The following is a 19,417-nucleotide window of genomic DNA, read 5'->3' as shown; positions in this document are numbered from 1 at the left end:
TGAACGAACTTCTACAGGCCAATCTTGCGGAAAGGCTCGAGAAAACCATTTCCCATCGCCCTAGTTTGATCAGGTGTTCGTTTGATAGGCGTGCCGACAGGATCATCGACACGGGCGTCCGACGCGAATGCCGAATACCATTGATCGGCGCCCATGGACTGGGTTCCGGCGAAGTAAGCTGCAAACCAGCTGTACACCTGTTCAGGACCAAGCCCTTCGGGATCATCAGGGACCAAACTCGTATAGATGAGTCTTGTGTTAGCATCACGCAAGGTTGGCTCCTTCGTCGATCGTTTACGCGTATGTTTTCTCAGCCATAGGTAAAAGCTGCAGGTTACGGATCAACGACGGTTTATTGCGCAGAGACGGATTGGAGCTGACTATCCTCTCCGCCACCCATCCCAAACTCAGGTCTATGGCCGCAGGGTGGCGCGTCCCTCATCGCTTTCGATAGTCACCCGGCAGGGACGAATTCGAGACAATTGCATCAAATGGAACATGAGGGCGTTTGACGACGTTAGTAAGATGTCGTTCCAAAAGGCGGAGGGGCAATCCTCGAAGGATGTAGTCCAGATGCATTTGAGCAACGCCGTTATCCTCGTCGTAGAGGACGAGGTTCTCATTCGAATGGACGTCGTCGATCAACTCAGCGCCGAAGGGTATGTCGCGCTTGAAGCTTCAAGCGGGCGTGAAGCCCTGAGCGCGCTGGCGGATGCCGAGAAGGTTGATGTCCTTTTCACTGACATCGACATGCCCGGAGATACCGACGGGGTGATGCTGGCAAATGAGGTGTCGCAAACCTGGCCCGGGATCGGCATTATCGTCACATCCGGCAAGGCGTCGCCAGACCCGGGCTCGTTACCGCAAGGTTCGCGGTTCTGCACGAAACCGTATTCGCCTTCGGCGGTTCACGCCGCGATACAGGAGATTTTGGCCAAACCCGACTGAAGGCGTTGCTGACCTATACGGTGACCGAGGTGCGAGGCAGGACAATCGTGACGCGCAGCCCGTCACCCTGCCAGTCATGATCGATGCTCGCGCCCAGCTGCCGGATCGTCGTGGCGACAAGGCGCGTGCCAAAGCTCTGGCTTTCCGGGGCTTGTGCCGGGGGGCCGCCCGTTTCAGCCCACTCGATCTTCAATCCTTCGGGCGTTGTCTGCCACTCGATCGAAACCGTGCCGCTTGCATCCTTGAGGGCGCCATATTTGGTCGCGTTGGTGGCCAGTTCATGGAAAATCATGGCGAGCCCGGAGAGCGATTGCGCATCGACCGTCTGGTCACTGCCGCTGAGGCTTATGCGGTTTGCCGCATCGCCAAAGCCCAGTGGCCCAAGGATAGTCGCTAGCAGCGTGCGGATCGACGTCATCTCATCGGATCGACCTGACGCGTCACGCACGATGATAAGATCCTGCGCCGATGCCAGAGCGCGCAGTTTGCCATTGACCTTATCAGCCAGGTCCTGAGGAGTGGCAGCGCCTCGCACATTCAGGCTGATCAGGCTCTGCGCGAGCGCGAACGCGTTCTTGACGCGATGCTGCAGCTCTTCAAGCACGAGTGCCTTGGCTTCTTCGGCATGTTGTCGCATCCGCTCCAGATTCATTCGCTCAAGAGCGATGGAGGTCGTAAGCGCAAGCACCTCGATGATTTCGCGGTCGAGACGAGACGGTTCGTGCGGCTCGCGATAATAATTCGCGAAGGTACCAAGAACGCTGCCGTCGCTCGCTTTGATCGGGACAGACCAGCATGCTGCCAGACCATGCGAAAGAGCCAGTTCGCGAAAATTCTGCCAGAGCGGGTCGGTTGCGAGGTCCGCAACAAAAATGGACTCACCTGTAGCGGCGGCTGTAGCGCACGGGTCCTCCCCTCGACCGATTTCCATTCCTTCGATGGCAGCATTGTATTCGGCAGGCAGACTTGGCGCGCCGCCAATCTCCAGCCGTTTGCCATCTTCCGACAACAGAAGAACCGAAGCGAGCATCTCGTCTCCGGTCTGACTTTCGGCCAGACGGACAATATCGGAAAGGATGGCTTTACGGTCCCCCCCGAGTGCCACACGGCCAAGAAGTTCTTGCTGACGGCGCCAGATTTCCAGAACTTGCTCATAGGGCAAAGGGGTGGTGAGGACTGCCGGGTCCTCATTATTTGGCAAACGCTCCACGGCAGACTCTTCCCTTCAGAACGCGTGCCTACCAACTACTGGAAGAGTCGCAAGAAGTCTTGATTATACCTTGGCCAAATCATGACCTGGCATGGATTGATCATCGCCCTGCGGTTCGGTTTGAAGTCGCTCGCGTTCAAGACGCGCTTTTTCGCGCTCCTTGTCCATTTTCATAGTGAGGTTGGCCATGTTGCGCCACGCCGCTTCAGAGCGCAGCGCTCGTTGCTTCACGTTATCGAGCGAGGCTTCGCTGGCCTCGACTGCGGCTTCGTCGGCGCGGGCCATTTGGAATTCATAATTCTTTGACATCGCCGATGGTCCTCTGACTCGCAAATTGGGCTTTGCTCCAGGCACAGGCTGCGGCAGCGCCGAGCCCATGCTGGAAATCGCTGATACGACCAGCGATGTGTGATGCCTTGGCAAGTTTGGCCAGGCGGTCACCATCGTTTGCGGCACCGTCTGCACCCATAAGGGCGCGCTGGTGCTCGGCATATTGATGGTTCAGGTCCATGTCAGTTCTCCTGCTATGGCGGGAATGCTGATGCATGGCCGCAGATTATGGTGCTGCTCAGTCGATCATCGCCGCGACAAGGCGTCGCAATTCAGCGGTCGCCATGTGGCTGGAATGTGACTGGTCATGATCCGCGCCCTGTGCAGGGATAGCCCCATAGCGCAGAGAAAGTTTGGGGCGCGAAGCATCGCGCAAATTCATCGTATTCATTGGTGTTGTATCCGGCAGGTTCTGCCCGCCGCCTTATTCTAAAGTGTCAGCGCCTGTATCCGCGTTTGCGAGCACCGCCGGGGCCTTGCCCGGGTGTTCGTTCGCGAAAGACGATCCGGCCTTTGGTCAGATCGTATGGCGTCAATTCGACATGTACGCGGTCTCCAACGACCGATCGGATACGGTAGCGACGCATCTTGCCTGCGGTGTAGCAGATCAGACGATGCTCATTATCCAGGGTGACGCCGAAGCGGCCATCGGGCAGGATCTCGTTGATCTCACCCTCCATCGTAATAAGCTCTTCTTTCGCCAATCGATCATCCTTGCGTACAAAAAATCATCCGCGCGGACGTATTCCGCAGCGGAGCCAGGTAGGATGAAAAGGAAGTGGAGCCGATCTCTCGCCCTTGGCGAAAAGTGTGGCAATCATAATCCGTCGCAAACGACGTTAGGCAACATCTATATAGCAGCTTGCAAAAAAATTACAATGAGCCTGCACGCGGATGATCGAAATTGCTATAAGTGACAGAACCTTTTGCTGCGACCTTGCACCAACAGTCGAGGTCGCGGCCTAACGCGGGCCGTGCTCCTGACGTTTTAGCTTTATGAGTTCTGCAAGCTTGATGCTTGTGCCCACCACGGTTTTTCGGGCGTGGTCCGCGCCGACATTTTCCGCTGTCGCCGCGGCGTCGGCGAAAAGCCTCCCGCCGACGGAAACAACCGTGAGATGGTCGGGAGCTGCAAACCTGCTCCGCTCGACCGTTTCGCGCAGCTTGGCAAGCGTGTGTTCGCGGGGGACTGCTTCGGACAGGCCAATGTCTACCGCGTCGGGCTGTTGCTTTGCCAACTGGTTGGCCAGCGCCTGATTGCTGTCGGGAAAGGCCATGTCGACATGCCAGCCAGCATCGGTGAACAGGTCCGCCAGCAGCGAGGTACCCAGCGTGTGGGGCTCACCCGGCGCACTGGCCAAGAGGATGCTGTAGCGACTCTGCCTTAGCGCCGCAGGGGTAGGCGAGTTGCGCACGGCGTGGCCTGCCAGTTGCAGCATGCTGAGCCCGATAGTGAGGTCGAATTCGGAACAGTCGTCCGACATCCACGCATCGCCGAGCGCGCGAGCCGTCGGCTCGATCAGGTGAGTGAGGATTGTGTCGCCATCCCATCCCTGATCGGCAAGCGACGCGATGGTCTTGTTGATGCCGATGTCATCGCCATTGAGGACCAGATCAATGAGGGATGGGACAAGGCGGGTCAGCTCGTGCCCTGCCTTTGCCCGTCGGACGTCTGAATCGTCCGCTACATCGCCGTGGCAGCTCAACAGGTCCCATGCGCCAAAGAGCCTTGCGGGAATGATATGTTCGCTCAGGATTTCGATATCGGTATGCCGTTGATCCTTGCTGATCGAATCCCACAGGGATTTGAGGCTTTCGGGAGGTCCTTCAAGCGTCTGGAAGAACCGTCCCCGGTCGTAGAGCAGCATCCCGGTCACGCCGAGCGCATGGTTCCGCGATCTCGCTTTCCACGCCAACTCGCGCAAATCGGCAGCGGTCGGCCTGAAGGTAGCCCTGCTTTGATAGGTGAGGCTGCTGGTCCAGTCGCTTGGCCCGATCGCCGCGTCTTCAAGCTGTGTCGACATGAATTGCTTCCCTTCGCATGTTCGGGATGCATAAACAGTTCAGTTGGCAGAATTTATCAGGCGAGGCATTGTTACCCTTTAAAGGAAACTCAGCCCCGTGCTTTCAGACTTGGTCGATCCTGTGAACCAAGACCTGTCTGAATAGCCATGAGCGCGTCCACGCCGACTCTTGCTGCTGTTCCTCGATTTATCCCAGATGGAAGCTGAATGCGCGGCATGGTCTTGTCAAGCTGAACCGGCAATGGGGTGGCCAGCCGAAGCGAGTGGTTCGTGCAGTGCACGCACGGCCAGTCAATAATCGGCAGTTCGATTTCTCGCATATTTCGGGCTGTCGTCAGGCGATACGAAATTGCGGTTCAGACCACAGATCTCGCACCCGTCAAAGACGGTGGGCCACGCGATTGGATCGCGGTCAAAGCGGACCAGCTCGATCTCAGTCCTCAATGCCAAGAAACCGGAACGTCTGGCCCAGCGTATTGAAAATTCCATGCGCCAGGATCAGCGGCATGATGTTGCGCCGCCCGAACCAGATATAGAGCAATCCGAAAGCGAAGCCGCCCGCGCCTGTGACAAGCGCGCCGTGCCAGCCCTGATAGTAGGCATGGCGATAGCCGAAGAAGATCGACGATATGAGGACCGCCAGCAGGTCTCCACGCAGTCCTGCGTTCATTGCCTCGCTCGCGTGGGTGATGATGAAAGCTCTAAACAGGAGCTCCTCGAAAAACGACCCATGCGTCCAGACGAGGAGCATTATCACGATATAGGCACCCAGATTGCCTTTGATATGGGCGAACCGGTCGCTGGTTCCGATGTCCGTGAAAAACCTGTCGGCAACCAAATTCATGGTCTGGGCGAAGACCAGGAAGACGACCATGGATAAAACGGTCAGCCCGATGGTCCTCAGCCAGCTTTCCGGCCAGCGCAAGCCCAGATCGCGCCAGCCAAGACCGCGGCATCGCAGCAGGATTGTCCCTGCAATCATCGCGCTGAAAGTCGATGCGGGCCCGGCGTATAGCTGCGTGAAGGGGAGCAGCGATTGCTTGACGACGACCAGTACGAGGACGACCAGGCACAAGTCTCGCAGGGCGATCCATCGCTTGCTCGCGTGACTTGCCTCGGCGACCGGTTGAGTGTTTTCACGGGGAAGTGACATCGATTTCAGCGCTCTCGATTTTCAAGAGTTGCAATTCGGCATTGGCGCACGATGGCCAAGCCGATGAGGACGAAGATCAGGATGGCTCCGGCAGCGAACATGGCCAGCGCGAACAGGCCGAACGTGACCAAGGGCATGTTGACCATCATCGCGTCCTTTCAGCGGGGCGTGGCAGGGTGGAACATCGGGAAACGATCAAACCTGTCCGCTGGTGATCAGCGTGATCGCGGCGGCTGCGTAAAGTCCGGCTGTCAGCACGCTTCCGATCGACCGGATGTGATTGAGGCGCGTCCATCTGCGGCCATATTCCAGCCAGTAGGCCTGACCCTCTGAACTGGCGTGATCGAGCCGATCGAGCCGGTTGTTCATCGGCACATTGCTGAACATCGTCATCAGAAAGACGCTTGGCAGGTAAACCGCAGGGGCAAGGATCAGCGTGGCCAGTGCAACCCCTTCGAAGACGGCGAGGCTGTAGAATGCGAAAAGGGTCGAGAAAACCGCGATCGAGAGAATGCCCGCAACGAATTGGGTCCGGATCACATCGCGATTGATGTGCTGCATCGCCTGCATGCCGCCCGCTGCTTCGGTTTTGAGCAAAGCCGACATGATGAATTCGGAAAAAGCTGAAAACACACCTCCGACAAGCGCGCTCCAAAGCGCGAGGAAGAGGCAGAAGAAGAGGGGCCACTCATAGGTCATGCCGCGACCCTCCACGCACCAGTCTCAGCGACTTCACGGGCATAGTCGCGGAAGTCCTTTGCAGGCCGACCCAGCGCTCGCGCGACACCGTCAGCAAGGTGCGCGTTGCGTCCGTCGAGCACGGTTGAGAACAGATAGTCGAGCATCCAGACGACGTCTTCGGGTGCGCCAGACTGTGTCAGTCCTTCGATGAAGGCATCGTGAGGCACATCGATGTAGGCGATCTCTCGCCCCGTGGCATTCGAAAGGTCGGCGGCGATATCGGCCATGGTCATCAGCCGGGGGCCGGTGACCTCATAGATTTCGCCGTTGTGCCTGTCGTCCATGAGCGCGGCAGCTGCGACATCGGCAATGTCGTCGACATCGACAAATGGCTCGGGTGTTTCGCCTGCTGGCAGGGTGATCGCCCCGCTCAGCACCATGTCGATGAAGGCGCCTTCGGAAAAATTCTGGTTGAACCAGCTCGCACGCACGATGGTCCATTTCAGGCCGCTATCCTGCACGATCTGCTCGCAAGCCTGCGCTTCGGTCTCTCCGCGACCCGACAACAGCACAAGCCGTTCGACACCTTGCAGCTTTGCACGCCTGACAAGTGCCCTGATCGCGTCGGTCGCGCCGGGCATGGCAAGATCGGGGGAATAGGTAATGTAAATGCTGGAAACGCCGCTCAACGCGGCATCCCAGCCGTCTTCACGGTTCCAGTCGAAAGCGGGGATGGCCGAGCGTGAGCCTATCCGGACGCACTGCCCTTCGGCCGCCAACCGATTTGCAACTCTGCGACCGGTCTTGCCGGTCCCGCCGATCACCAGCGTGGTCTTTTTGTCTGAAGCGTTCTGGGTCATTTGCTTGCTCTTGCTTGTTGGAGGCAAACATGGATTAGGCTGGGGGCTCGCGGCATTCTTGCCTTAGGATGACAAGCTTTGTGCAGATTGCGCCATCAGCCGGATGTCGAACTCAATCGGTATGAGCGCGGCGTTTCACCAGCCCATCGTTTGAATGCCCTCGTAAATCCGCTCTGCTCGACAAAGCCGGTAAGGAAGGCTATTTCGACCAGCGGATATTGCGTTGTGCGCAGCAGCCGCTCGGACAGTTCACGCCGAGCCTGATCCACCAGGTCTTGAAACACCGCCCCTTCATCACTCAGTTTGCGTTGAAGAGTACGGGCGCTCATTCCCAAGGCTCTGGCGACATGCGACAGTTTCGGGACGCCGCCGCTCAGGTTCTTGCCGATCTGCGATTTCACCTGAAATGCTATCGGCACATCCGAACGCATTTCCTCAAGCATTTCCTCGACGCGCTGATCGAAAAAGCGAGAGATCGCATCGTCGCCCACCGCGTTGGGCAGTGCCAGATCATCGTTCGCCAGAACAATTGCGTTGATGCCTGCCTCATCCTCGACCGGACATCCAAGATAGTCCTCCAGATACTCTCTATCCCCGAGGATTTTGTGCGCGCATTGTGCGTGAAGCGGCTTGAAAGGGCGGCCAGAGGCTTCGCGCGATATCGCGGTGAAGGAGGCGAAAGTCGCCTCGTTGGACAATCTTGCGCCGATCGGAGCTTCGTCGGTCAATCGCACAAACCGGATCTCGGTTGTTCGCGCGCTGCGGGTGATTTCAAGAGCTCTCACCCCGGTGACAACTCCGACATATCGCCGCGCGCGATCCCAGCCATCCATGAGGGTGGGTGAGCTTTTCCAGGCAAGACCCGCTGCACCCAGATCTTCGCAACGCATGGATGCACCAAGTTTGATATGTGCTCTTGGTCGCCCGTCTTCGGCTTGCGCTATCGTTTCGAGAAGCCTGACATAGTCTGCTTCTGCCACCGTTTTTGCGAGGTCCGCAGGCTCGTCGATACCAAGCTTGCAAATCGCGAAGAGCTCGGCTCGATCCAGATGCGCTGGAGCCTGTTCTATCGCCTTTCGCGCGTAGATGGACGAGGATTGGGGCACGGCCAGACGTTAACCTCTCTGAATTGCTGGAGGAAGGGGTGGGCAGGGAGCGGCGATCTGGCGGGTTGTGGTCATCGGGTCATCCGCGATCCTGATCGAGGAGCGACTTCACCGAAACAGCAAGGCTGGCCCGGCTGTACATCAGTCCAAGCGCGCAAACGCACAGGCCGATAAGAAGCATCGCGCTCGCCATCCAGATCGGTTGGGGTGTGTAGGTCATCGAGAACTGCGACTGGTAAATCAGAAGGCCTGCGAGCCATGTCCCTGAGACGGCCCCGATCCCCGCAATGCCTGCGACTGTGAGCCAGTCGTACAGAGCCAGGCGAAGGCAGCCGGTTTTCGTGATCCCCATGCTCAGGAGCAAGCCGTTCTTCTGCCGATCCTCGGCCTCGAAGCCCTGCATGGACGCGGCGATGACGAGTGCAGTCATGAACAGCACCATGCCCGCAAACCCGACGACGATCCTTGTGACGAGCGCGAGGGTATCGTCAAACCTGCGGGTGATTTCCTTCAAGGGTACAAGGGACAGCGTCGGCGTGTCTCGCCACAGGTTTCCAAGCTTGTCCCATGCTGCATCAGGAAGCTCTGCGCTGCCCATGTAATATGTCCTGGGATCAAGCGCGGCATGCGCCCTCTCGGGCATCTGGAACCAGAAGGTCACGGAACCACCGCCGGGCTTGTAGGCATGCTCTGCCACCAACTGCAGATCGGCCTGTTCGCCATCAATCGCGAATGTGAGCCGGTCTCCCAATTCAAGGCCCAGATCGGCGATAACCTCGCTTTCCGCTGAAACCTGGTTCCAGTCTGGATCCTCATCTGACCACCAACGCCCCGCGACGAGGGTGTTGTTGCCAGGAACGTCGCGCGACCATGACATGCGGAGGGTATCGCCCACCACGGCGAGCGTTTCGCTGGGCGTGGTGACTGCCTCGGCAACGGGCAGCCCGTTTATCCCGACAAGCTTTGCACCGGTATAGGGGCGCAGCTGGCGGATCTCGGCCCCGTTCGCCGCGCTCCAGTCTTCAAAATTCGCCAACTCTTCAGCCGGAAGCTCCGCCACCATCAGATTGCCGTTATTGGCACGCGAGTAGCTTTCCATGGTCGCGCCGATGTCCTTCATCAGCATGAGGGTGAAGAGCAACAGCAGGCTGCAAAGGCCCAGCCCCACGATCTGGGACGACTTGCTGACGATCCGTTGTTTCATGATGAAAAAGTTGAAGGACAACAGTCCCGTCCGGTTGCGCCCAAGGCGCTCTCCGGCAGTCAGGATGGCCCAGCTCAGAAAGATCATGAGAATCAGCGCTGCACCCAATGCGCCCAGCGTCAGCAAGGTCAGCGTCATGTTGTCGGAATAGTAGGAGGCCAGTGCGGTGATGCTGGCCGCGCCCCAGAACAGCCTCAGCCACCGAGCCGAAGGGTATTCGATCGAACGGATCAGGCTGATCAGGGACGCCCGCCGCAATTGCACCAGCATCGGCACCTGAAAAGCCAGCAGAAGAAGGGTAATCAGCGCACACGTTTTTGCCATGACGAGTGGGTGGGGTTGGGCTTCCATGCCCGGGAACTGGTCGGCGAGCTGGTCGACCAGAAAGCTCTGCGCGAGCATCGCCAAAGCTGCTCCGATCAACAACGACACCACGAAGCCGACAAACCACTGGAACGCAGCGAGACGCAGGCACTGAGCCATGCTCTGGCCGAAGCTCAGGTAGATCGAAAGCCTCTGCGTCTGGCGTTTGAGGTATCGGCGATTGGCCATGTCGATCGCGATTGCGGCAAGGAAAAACAGGATCACCGAAGCGAGCCCGAGAAAGTTCTCGACCCGCTGCCAGAACAGAGCGAGGGGATGGCCTCCTGCGGTCTTGGTAACGAGGGTGAAATCATCGAGCCTGTTCGCCGCCCATTCCTCGATCAGGGCCCGCCCGTGGGGATCGGCGGCAATGAGGTAGCGATGGACGATGCGGCTGCTATCGAGATCGGCGAGGTTCAGCGATCCTTCTGCGACCAAGGCACGCATGGCAACCGAATGCCCTTCGGCGAGACGGTCCGGCTCGTGATAAAGGACTGCGGTTACAGTCAATGTATCTGAGCCGATCGCCACCCGATCGCCAATCCTTACGTCAAGCGCTCTGATCGCCCTCGGACCCAGCCAGATATCGCCCGGCTCCGGACCGTGGTCGGATTTCACCAGAGACGACTGATCCAGACCCGACCCTGTTTCGAGCTCGCCTTGCACGGGATAGTGCTCATCTGCGATCTTGACCTGTACCGGCACGGTTTCGGCTTCATGCGAAATCGCGAGCGGAACCATTTGAATGGTGGCCAGCGTGTCGGACCAACCGGCAATCTGCTGCAAATCTGCATCCGAAAGCGATCGCGGGCCGGACAAGGACATGTCCGCACCCAGCATCTGGTCGAGATTGTCGTCGAGGTACGATTGCACGGACGCCCCGGTCAGCGCCAACGTCGTCAGGAAGAAGATCAGGGCGGTCTGGATCACGATGACCAGCCGGCCATCGCTCGACCTCGCATCGGAAATGGCGTTTTCGAATGCGGTGCGCAGCCAGCTCATGCAATTGCCTCGATGCCCGACGGCGAGAGGGCCAGGCGATTGTGCGCGCGCCGCGCCAGGGCGTCGCTGTGAGTGACCACTATAAGGGCCGCCCCGGTTTCCTCCGCGAATCCGAACATGAGGTCGATGATGCTCGATGAAGTGGCCGCGTCGAGATTGCCCGTCGGTTCGTCGGCGAAAACGAAAGCGGGGTCGGTTGCAAAGGCTCTGGCGATAGCGACACGTTGCTGCTCACCGCCGCTCATATGGGAGGGTTTGTGCCCGGCGCGTTCCCGAAGGTTGACCCTTTCGAGCCAGTCGGATGCCTTTGCGAGAGCCTGCCGATCGCCTTCAAGCTTGAGCGGCAGGGCGATGTTGCCAAGGGCGTCGAGTTCGGGGAGCAGGTGAAATTGCTGGAAAACGAAACCAGAATTTCTGCGAAGCTGCGTGGTGGTGAGTTCGCGTCCCTTCAGGACAAATGTGACCTCGCCCTTTCTGGGCGGCTCCAGCCCGGCGGCAAGCGACAACAGGCTGGATTTGCCGACGCCCGAGGGGCCGACGATGGCATGTGTCTTGCCTCCTTCGAAGACGAGATCGACATCGTTGAACAGCGAGATCCGGCCGTGGGGGGTGTCGAAAAAATGGGAAACGCCGTGCAGGCCAATCTGGGTGTTCATACCGTCCTCGGGTGATGCGATGACCGCGAGGTTTATGGGTCGGTAGGTCAAATCAGTGTGAAATGGGATTTGACGTTCATTTGACCCTCGGTGATCCAAGCGGTCCGGCAGGACAGTCGCGGCAATTTGCCTGTGCTATGGGATAGCCGGAAAAAGGGCGATGGGAGGTGCGGATTGCGCGTACTGGTGATTGAGGACAATCTGGATATTCAGGCGAACATCGCCGACTATCTCGAGCCCGAATACCTCCTCGATTTCGCCTACAACGGCGAAGAAGGGCTCAAGCTCGCCTGCGCGAACGATTATGATGTGATCGTGCTCGACCTCAACCTTCCGAGACTGGACGGCATAGAGCTTTGCCGCAGATACAAGGCTGAAGCACGGCTACAGGCGCCGATCCTGATGCTGACGGCCAGGGACACGCTCGATGACAAGGAAGATGGGTTTGCGGCAGGAGCGGACGACTATCTGACCAAACCTTTCGCCTTGAGGGAGCTCAAGATGCGGATTGGCGCGCTGGCGAACCGTCCGAGGGTCATAAACGCTCTGGAACTTCGCTTTGGCGATCTGGTCCTTGATCCGTCTGGCCAGACTGCCACCATCGGGGAAGCATCGCGGCGGCTCAGCAATATGGAGGCGGACATCCTCAAGTGGCTGATCCAGGAAGCTCCGAACCCTGTTCCCGGTTCGACGATTAGCTATCGGATATGGGGCGAGGACCCGCCAGCCAGCGGTGCCTTGCGAACGCACATCTATAACCTGCGCCGTATTCTGTCCGAACTGCGCCGCGGTGGCGGACCCGCTATCGCGATCGCAACAGATCGCGAGCGCGGTTATCGGCTTTGCCGCGATGGAGAACGGTGATGCCCAGATCGCAAAGCGTCAAATCCATGCTGACGCGGAACCTGCTGCTCTCGGTCGGGCTGTGTTTCGCAGCCACCCTCGCGCTTGCGGTGATGTTCGGTTTCGACCTCGAGGACCAGATATTCGAGAACCAGGTCAGCCGGGTAGCGGACGAGGTCATTGGCGGGCGGGAAACCGCCGATCCATCGGGAGCAAACGAGCTTCGCGGCCTGGAGATGCAATACTATGATCAGTTCGACGCACTGCCTCCATCCCTGGCGAACAGGATCGACCCGGCATGGCCCGATGGCGAATACGAGGTCACCGTCGACAGGGACACTCACTACCATATCGCCATACGTTCTGATGCCGGTCAGCAGCGTTATGTCGCGTTTAACGCCCGGCCCTACGTTCGCTCGATCGACCAGGTGGGGGACTTCATCCTTATCATGATCGTGCTGGCCGGCATCATGCTGGCTATCGCGCTGATATTCCTGAGAAGGTTGGCCAATCGGGTCAGTGGACCTCTCGAAGCGATGGCAAGTGCCGCGTCCAGCGAACGCCCCGTTCCTTTCGGGTTGATCCACCTGTCCGCGCCGCCTGAAGAAATCGCTTCGCTGGCCGAGGCGCTAGCCGCGCGCGATGACCGGATCGAAAAACTCATCGAACGTGAACGACAATTCAATCGCGACGTAAGTCATGAGCTCAGAACGCCGCTCTCGATTGCGATGGGGGCTGCTGAGTTGCTGGAGAAGGGGGCAGAGCGCACACCGGTCACCGACCGGCTTGGATCGGCTCTTGGAAACATGCGGTTGCTGACCGAAGGCATCCTGTGGCTCGGACGCCAGCCGGATGAGGATGCGGTGTGCAATATCTGGCTGAACTGCGAACAGGCAGCGGGGATAAACCGGCACTTGCTCAAGGAAAGCGAGGTCGAATTCAGCATCACCGGTGACAAGGACGCCCGGATGCCGGTGCCGGATGCCGTCGCGCAAGTGATCATCGGCAATCTGCTGCGCAATGCGTTCGCCTTCACCCAGCGAGGCGCGGTGACGATCTGCATCTCTGCGCGCGAAGTATCGGTAAGGGATACGGGCGTGGGTTTTGGCGAGCCTTCCGATGCAAGCGGCTTCGGCATCGGGCTGTCTCTCGCCGAACGGCTATGCGCGCATTTCGGCCTGAATTTGAGTGTCGGACCCGCAGAGAGAACGGGGACGCTCGCCCGGGTTTTCTGGTGAGCTGAGTGGCTTGGGGCCACATTTGACGCGGCTTTGACACCGCCACCGATAGCAAGCCTCCTCACATAGGGAGATTGCTATGAGACATTTCTTCTCGAGAATACTGCTTTGCGTCGCTGTGGCTGTGTCATTCGCTGGCGCAATGCCAGTGCATGCGCAAACGCAGATCGAGGCACTGGTCATGGAAGCGTCGGATGGGGATCGGATCACCGGCTTCCTGTTCCAGAAGCATGGAACCGGAGATGACGCGCCCGTCGCGATCCTGATGCACGGACTGGGCCAGTCCAGCCTGGCATGGCTGGCTTATGATCAGGCATTCTATGTCGATGTCGTCACGCGTGATCTCATCGACCGGGGGTACAGAGTGTTCGCCCTCGACGCACGCGCTCATGGGCCACGCGCCGATCATATATCGCCGATGGACCGGTTACAGGGCGCACGATCGGGCGACGCCGGGCCTTATCGCGCCATGATCAACCTGACGGTCGCCGATTATGTCGAACTGCTGGACTATATCGACAAGCGGTTCGGGAGACCCGAACGGCTGCTGGCCATCGGCTACAGTATGGGCGCCCAGACAGCGATTTTGCTGTCAGCGCAAGATGATCGGGTGTCGCACATTGCGACCATGGTGCCGCCAGCTGTTCGCAACGTGCCGGATGTCGCTCCGATCACCTTCGCCGACCACGTCAAATCGAAGTGGCTTCTGGTCACCGCTGGCAAGGACCAGTTCTCAACTCCGGAACAAAATACCGAGCTGGTTGCGCTTGCCGGTGCTAATCTCACGCGGGTGGAATTCGATAGCGGACACAGGCTGCCTCGCGAGTACACCCATGTCGTCTCGGAATGGATTGCACAGGAGGATCGAGCGAATTCAACGATCGGTGCCGGAGAACGCTGATTGGTTCAGAGCGAGCAGGCGTTTCCTTGGACTGTCGTGGCGGCAGGTCAGCTTCAAAGCATCCCTGCGCCTTCTTCATTTTCGGACCGGCTACTGTTGTACCCCGACGACTGTGCGAAGGCTGGTCATCAGCGATTGCGCGTCCTAAGCTCCGTCCTGACGGGGATTTCACGGAGGGCATATGGCTGGTCTCGATGCAGCAGGCGAAGCGCGCCATGCGCCGCGTCCCAAGCTGTTCCTGAGCTACACCCGTGCCGATATCGAACAAGCCGGGAAACTTCGCGAAATACTGGAAGCCAGAGGTTTCGAGGTTTGGTGGGATCAATTGCTCGAAGGCGGTGTGAATTACCTGCCGACAACCGAAGCTGCCCTTGAAGGTGCGGATTGCGTTGTCGTCTTGTGGACCAGGCTGTCGGTGGATTCGAGCTGGGTGCGCGACGAGGCACAGCGAGGACGCGAGCGAGGGTGCCTGGTTCCGGTAACGCTTGACGGAACGATGTCCCCGCTCGGTTTCCGTCAGATACAGATTCTCGACATGAGCGAGTGGTCGGGCGCTTCCGATGCGCCAGAAATCGCGAAGCTGGTCAAAGCCATCAACGGTCAGGTCGCGGCCTCCCAAGGCGATAATGGCAAAGCCGCGCCGACTATCGCGCCGGGCGCAGGTTCGCCCGTTGCCGCCGCTTCTGCGCATAAAGGACTTTCACGCCGCGCCCTGATGACGGCAGGAGCAGGCGTGTTGGGGGCAGGGGCTGTTATCGCAGCTTGGCAGCAGGGGCTTTTTGATATCGGCGAGGGCGATGGGTCTTTGTCGATGGCTGTATTGCGCTTTGCAAACCTTACGGGGGGCGAGGATCAGGTCTGGTTCTCCGATGGCTTGTCCAACGAATTGAGACAGGCACTTTCGCGCAACCCGCGCCTCAGGGTTTCTGCTCCGACCTCATCCAATGCCAGCCAGGGCGAGGATGATTTTGCCGTTGGCCTTGCGCTTGGTGTGACCTCGATTCTGCGCGGCAATGTGCAGCAAGTGGACCAGACGGTTCGCATCTATGCCGAACTTCTCGAAGTGGATGGCGGCCTGGTGCAATGGTCCGAAAGCTACGACCGCGATTTCAGCGATGTGCTGGCTGTTCAAAAGGAAATCGCTGAAACGGTCGCGCTGTCTCTGGTCGCACGCATCGCCAGCGACAGGGCTGCGCGAAGCAGCGTCGAACAGCAAGATGACGTGGGCGGAACCGAAAACGTGCGCGCATTCGAAGCCTATTTGCGCGGCCAGTCGCTCTATGCCCTTGGATCGGGCGAAGAGGTAAAGCGATCGGCGCTCGATCAGTTCGATGCAGCGATCGGTTTCGACCCTGAATATGCAGCAGCTCATGCGAGGCGGGCAAACACGCTTGCCGCCATTGCAAATACTGCGTCGGACCCTGCCGAAGTAGGCCGCCTTTTTGCGCGATCGATCGAAGCTGCGGAGCGCGCGATCGAGATTGCACCGGACTACGCTCAGGGTCATCTGGCGCTTGGATATGTGCTGAACTTTGGAAAGATCGACCGAGCGGGCGCTTATCCGCACTACAAGAGAGCAGAGGAGCTTGCTCCCGGCGATGCCGATACGATGCGGTCAATCGCCACGTTCTACGCCTTCGGAAACCAACAGGCCCTGGCGATGCAAATGATCGAGCGAGTGCTGGAACTCGATCCCCTCAACGCCCTCGCATTTCGCAGCGCAGGCTTCGTCGCGCTATTTGCCGGAGCTTTCGATCAGGCGATCGCCTACATGGAAAAGGCGCTCGAGCTTAATCCAAGCCTTGCCAATTCCTTCTACGCGATTGGCGTGGCGCGGCTTTCGCTGGGAGATCTTGGAGGCGCTCGGGCGGCATTCGAGGCTGAGGCTATCGACCTGTTCGCGCTTCCCGGTCTGGCGATCACCAGGCGCAAACTGGGCGACGATGCAGGTGCGAATGAGGCATTTACCGCATTGCTTGCTGATTACGGAGACACAGGACTTTACCAACAGGCACAGGTGCTCGCACAGTGGGGAGAGAATGAACGCGCCCTCGAAGTGCTCACCCGTGCGTTTGATGCGGGCGATCCCGGCGTGCTGCTTACAACCAACGATCCCCTGCTCGATCCCCTTCGCACGGAGCCGGGGCTAGATCGTTTGCTTTTGCGCCTTTCCTCGTGATAGCCGTTGCTGCGGGTCGATTTTCCAAGGGGGGAACAATGAGAAAGACTTTTCTGACGGCAATGGCATGCGCAGCGGCGCTTTCCCTTACCGCCTGTGCTGGCGAAGCAACCGACGCTGCTGACGAAACCACCGACGAGATGGCTGAAGAAGCAGGCGAAGAGATGGCCGAAGAGAGCGCAGAGGGCGATGCTGAGGACGCCGCAGAGACGCCCGCAGCCGATCCGGTCGAAGGCAGCGGCAATCCCGTCGATCCCATGTAATTCTCGGTCACAATACCGAACCAAGGGCCCGGCTCAGGTCATCCTGAGCCGGGCCCTTTGCTTTTCACTTTGGCAAACGAATCAGCGCATGATGCCCAGCATGTCGTCGAGCCAGTCCCGCGCTGCCGCGACACGCGTGTAGCGGCTTGCTTCGCCGGTTTGACCGCATGAGCGCCCCGAACTCACCACCCCGATCACGCGAGGCCTCCGATCCTCGTCGCTGTAAGTGATAAGAGGGCCGCCGCTGTCGCCCTTGCATGCCTGTTCGCGATTAGGGCCGGCAGCGCACAGCATCGTATTCCATTGCTCGCGTGGAAATTCGGTGATGCTGTTGCAGCGTGCCTGGGATTCAAGCAACAGCCTGGCGCTCTGAAGCGATGCCGTGCTTGACGCATCGTTCAATTGTGTGCGCCCAAAACCGTAGACGTAAACCGGCGCACCCCGGCGGATCACGCGGTCCTGCATAGTTTGCTGATCGATGGCGATGCTGGTGATCGAATTGACCGGACCTTCGCGTCGGCCGGCACCGGGGTTATAGCGGATCAGCGCGATATCGTACGCGAAAGTATCTGGATCATAGAGCGGGTGATCATAGACGCGAACAATCGGATAGGAGAAACCCTGCCGTTCGTGTGGATCGTGGACGCCCAGCCTCACGGTATAACCGCGACCTTCGATCAGCCCTCCATCATCGTTCAGGCAATGCGCCGCAGTCAGTATCCACCCGGTCGCTATCAGCGATCCTCCACATAGCACGCGCTGGCTTTCATTGAGGTCGATTCCAAATCCACGCTCAGGACGCCAGATCAAGGCTTGCCAAGGCGCGGCACCGGGCTGCAAACTCCTGCCGCCAATGACCAGTTCCTGCGGGACGCAGACGGTGTCGGTGTAGACTGTGCCCCGAAACTCGATTTCGCTGGTAGCGCATCGATTTCGCCTGTCCTCTCGCTCCTGATCGGTGAGGTATGGGTCCATCCAATCGGTGTCGCCTTCTTCGACTGGGGCGGGGTAGCGGATACCGGCCTGCGTTAATGGGGCGTCGGGATCGGTTGCGAAGGCGTTCTCAAGATCCTGACAACTCCTGCCCCAATTCGCATCGCACAGGCGCAGCGAAAGCTCGTAATGGCGCGCCATGTCGCGGGCGATGATCTCACCTCGTTCGAGATGCTCGGCAAGCTGAGAGCAGGCAAACAGATGCTCTGCCGCGCAACCGCGTTCGAGATAGGCGATGCCCTGATAAACCGTCTCGGCATCGAGGGGGCCAGATTCATCGAGCACCAACTGCCCCGCTTGTGCGCAGGCTTCGGTCGCCCCGGCATAGCAGGCATATTCGTAATAGGCCTGAGCCAATTCCGGGTCGTAGAACGGAGTGTTGGGCCGGTAGTAGATCTCAGCCAGCCTTGCGCAAGCCGAATTGTCACCGAATTGACAGGCGTCAGACTCAATCGGTTCTTGGCGCAGGACTTGCGCCCCCCAGCACAAGCGATCCGGCTGCAGATAACAGGCCCGGTCGTAATAGGGCATCGCTGCCGGGAAGTTGCGATATCCGCTGTCAGCGGACAACGCGATCTCGCCGCGCCGAATGCACGAGAACGCATCGTCGAGCTGACAGCCGCGCTCGAACAGCTCCGCCTTGCCGGGATGGGAAGGCAGCGCATCGTCAAAGCCTGAATAGCTCGGCAGGCTACTGCAGGACCATGCATCCCCGGCAAAACAAGCACGTGTGTAGAGCGCAACGAGTTCGTCAACTCGCAGGTTTTCAGTGTCAGCTGAGGCGATCTGGTCCGCGATGTCACGGCATGCAAGCCCGCCGCCTTTATCGCAGGCAGCGCGCGCTAGTTCGTTCGCGCGCACCACATCCTGTTCCACGCCATCACCCTTGCGATAGGCGCGAGCGACACTTGCGCAGCCATCGAGCGAGTCCAATTCGCAGGCGCGGCTGAACGCCGTGAAAGCGCGCTTGCCAGGCTGCTCTAGTCGTGAGGCGAGTAGCAATTCTCCTAGTCCCAAGCAGCTGCGGGCATCGCCGGCGTCGCATGCTTCGCTCAACAGGATCCCCGCGATCGGGCGGTTCTGCGGCGTTCCTTCACCGCGCTCATATGCCTTGCCCAAATTGCCGCAGGACGCGATTTCTTCTGCTGCGCAAGCCTGTTGCAATGCCGCAAAGGTCGCGGCTTCATCGCGCAGTCTATCCTCCGACTTGTCGACCGGCGCCTTGGTAGTTGCGATCCGCTCATAGTCTACATTCGCGATGGGCGTATCGTTGGGTTGCTTGAGCTCAGGCTCAACCGTTTGCGCATGCGCGGCAAACGGTGCCACCATGATTGCCGCAACCAGCCATGCGCTCGCATATTTTCGATGCATACCTTGCATCCTCCCCCACGCGTCGAAACAGGCTGCGCTTCGCATTTGGGGGTGTCAACCGCTACGGGGTTGTGCCTCGCGATGATCGGACG

At 59.2% G+C, this 19,417-nt stretch carries 21 protein-coding genes; 6 read left to right on the top strand and 15 right to left on the bottom strand.

Annotated features, from left to right (window positions below; genetic code table 11):
- Positions 1-11 precede the first annotated feature (11 nt).
- Complete coding sequence (locus tag CD351_RS14425; RefSeq protein ID WP_162627752.1) at positions 12-272, bottom strand: hypothetical protein; 261 nt, start codon at positions 270-272, stop codon at positions 12-14.
- 301 nt (positions 273-573) lie between these two features.
- Here CD351_RS14425 and CD351_RS14420 point away from each other — a divergent pair, with 301 nt between their 5' ends.
- Positions 574-948 carry a response regulator gene (locus tag CD351_RS14420; protein ID WP_111993780.1) on the top strand — a complete coding sequence of 125 codons (375 nt, stop codon included), beginning with the start codon at positions 574-576 and terminating at the stop codon, positions 946-948.
- A gap of 13 nt (positions 949-961) precedes the next feature.
- Here the strand turns inward: CD351_RS14420 and CD351_RS14415 are convergent, their stop codons facing one another.
- The 13 genes from CD351_RS14415 to CD351_RS14365 form a co-directional block, all read right to left on the bottom strand.
- Positions 962-2,158 carry a sensor histidine kinase gene (locus CD351_RS14415; RefSeq protein ID WP_111993283.1) on the bottom strand — a complete coding sequence of 399 codons (1,197 nt, stop codon included), beginning with the start codon at positions 2,156-2,158 and terminating at the stop codon, positions 962-964.
- A gap of 63 nt (positions 2,159-2,221) precedes the next feature.
- Positions 2,222-2,443, bottom strand: coding sequence for a hypothetical protein (locus CD351_RS14410; protein ID WP_199797882.1), 222 nt, complete (start codon positions 2,441-2,443; stop codon positions 2,222-2,224).
- A gap of 7 nt (positions 2,444-2,450) precedes the next feature.
- Positions 2,451-2,669 (bottom strand): hypothetical protein, encoded by a 219-nt coding sequence (locus CD351_RS14405; RefSeq protein WP_111993282.1) that lies wholly within the window; start codon positions 2,667-2,669, stop codon positions 2,451-2,453.
- A gap of 57 nt (positions 2,670-2,726) precedes the next feature.
- Positions 2,727-2,879 (bottom strand): hypothetical protein, encoded by a 153-nt coding sequence (locus CD351_RS15780; RefSeq protein ID WP_162627751.1) that lies wholly within the window; start codon positions 2,877-2,879, stop codon positions 2,727-2,729.
- A gap of 46 nt (positions 2,880-2,925) precedes the next feature.
- On the bottom strand, positions 2,926-3,192 hold the full coding sequence (infA, locus tag CD351_RS14400; protein WP_111993281.1) for a translation initiation factor IF-1: 267 nt from the start codon (positions 3,190-3,192) through the stop codon (positions 2,926-2,928).
- 258 nt (positions 3,193-3,450) lie between these two features.
- Positions 3,451-4,512 (bottom strand): BLUF domain-containing protein, encoded by a 1,062-nt coding sequence (locus CD351_RS14395; RefSeq protein WP_111993280.1) that lies wholly within the window; start codon positions 4,510-4,512, stop codon positions 3,451-3,453.
- A 433-nt stretch (positions 4,513-4,945) separates the two neighbouring features.
- Positions 4,946-5,665 carry a CPBP family intramembrane glutamic endopeptidase gene (locus CD351_RS14390; RefSeq protein WP_111993279.1) on the bottom strand — a complete coding sequence of 240 codons (720 nt, stop codon included), beginning with the start codon at positions 5,663-5,665 and terminating at the stop codon, positions 4,946-4,948.
- Positions 5,666-5,670: 5 nt separating this feature from the next.
- Positions 5,671-5,811: a hypothetical protein gene (locus tag CD351_RS15775; RefSeq protein WP_162627750.1), complete on the bottom strand. Its 141-nt coding sequence runs from the start codon at positions 5,809-5,811 to the stop codon at positions 5,671-5,673.
- A 49-nt stretch (positions 5,812-5,860) separates the two neighbouring features.
- A complete protein-coding gene (locus tag CD351_RS14385) occupies positions 5,861-6,364 on the bottom strand; it encodes a DUF1772 domain-containing protein (RefSeq protein ID WP_162627749.1) in 504 nt (167 codons plus the stop codon).
- Positions 6,361-7,206, bottom strand: a complete 846-nt coding sequence (locus CD351_RS14380; RefSeq protein WP_111993277.1) for an NAD(P)H-binding protein — start codon at positions 7,204-7,206, stop codon at positions 6,361-6,363. The genes CD351_RS14385 and CD351_RS14380 overlap by 4 nt, the downstream gene beginning before the upstream one ends.
- Positions 7,207-7,301: 95 nt before the next feature.
- Positions 7,302-8,312 carry an AraC family transcriptional regulator gene (locus CD351_RS14375; protein ID WP_111993276.1) on the bottom strand — a complete coding sequence of 337 codons (1,011 nt, stop codon included), beginning with the start codon at positions 8,310-8,312 and terminating at the stop codon, positions 7,302-7,304.
- A gap of 79 nt (positions 8,313-8,391) precedes the next feature.
- Complete coding sequence (locus tag CD351_RS14370; protein ID WP_111993275.1) at positions 8,392-10,881, bottom strand: ABC transporter permease; 2,490 nt, start codon at positions 10,879-10,881, stop codon at positions 8,392-8,394.
- Positions 10,878-11,537: an ABC transporter ATP-binding protein gene (locus CD351_RS14365; protein ID WP_111993779.1), complete on the bottom strand. Its 660-nt coding sequence runs from the start codon at positions 11,535-11,537 to the stop codon at positions 10,878-10,880. Before CD351_RS14365 ends, CD351_RS14370 begins: the two co-directional genes overlap by 4 nt.
- Before the next feature lie 174 nt (positions 11,538-11,711).
- On the opposite strand from CD351_RS14365, the gene CD351_RS14360 reads away from it, so the two are divergent.
- The 5 genes from CD351_RS14360 to CD351_RS14340 all read left to right on the top strand — a co-directional run bounded on the left by CD351_RS14360 (position 11,712) and on the right by CD351_RS14340 (position 16,961).
- Entirely contained in the window at positions 11,712-12,401 is a 690-nt protein-coding gene (locus CD351_RS14360; protein WP_162627748.1) for a response regulator transcription factor, read from the top strand.
- The gene (locus CD351_RS14355; protein WP_111993273.1) at positions 12,401-13,618 is read left to right on the top strand and encodes a HAMP domain-containing sensor histidine kinase; all 1,218 of its coding nucleotides are present in this window, start codon (positions 12,401-12,403) and stop codon (positions 13,616-13,618) included. The genes CD351_RS14360 and CD351_RS14355 overlap by 1 nt, the downstream gene beginning before the upstream one ends.
- A 148-nt stretch (positions 13,619-13,766) precedes the next feature.
- A complete protein-coding gene (locus tag CD351_RS14350) occupies positions 13,767-14,519 on the top strand; it encodes an alpha/beta hydrolase (RefSeq protein ID WP_162627747.1) in 753 nt (250 codons plus the stop codon).
- 181 nt (positions 14,520-14,700) lie between these two features.
- Complete coding sequence (locus tag CD351_RS14345) at positions 14,701-16,698, top strand: TIR domain-containing protein (RefSeq protein ID WP_111993271.1); 1,998 nt, start codon at positions 14,701-14,703, stop codon at positions 16,696-16,698.
- A 38-nt stretch (positions 16,699-16,736) separates the two neighbouring features.
- On the top strand, positions 16,737-16,961 hold the full coding sequence (locus CD351_RS14340; protein WP_162627746.1) for a hypothetical protein: 225 nt from the start codon (positions 16,737-16,739) through the stop codon (positions 16,959-16,961).
- An 81-nt stretch (positions 16,962-17,042) separates the two neighbouring features.
- Here CD351_RS14340 and CD351_RS14335 read toward each other — a convergent pair whose 3' ends face one another.
- Positions 17,043-19,325, bottom strand: coding sequence for a trypsin-like serine protease (locus CD351_RS14335; protein ID WP_162627745.1), 2,283 nt, complete (start codon positions 19,323-19,325; stop codon positions 17,043-17,045).
- Between the last annotated feature and the right edge of the window lie 92 nt (positions 19,326-19,417).

The organism is Erythrobacter sp. KY5 (assembly GCF_003264115.1).
Lineage (GTDB): Bacteria > Pseudomonadota > Alphaproteobacteria > Sphingomonadales > Sphingomonadaceae > Erythrobacter.
Note: the sequence above shows the minus strand (reverse complement) of the source record. Positions and strands in the feature narration are given on the sequence as shown.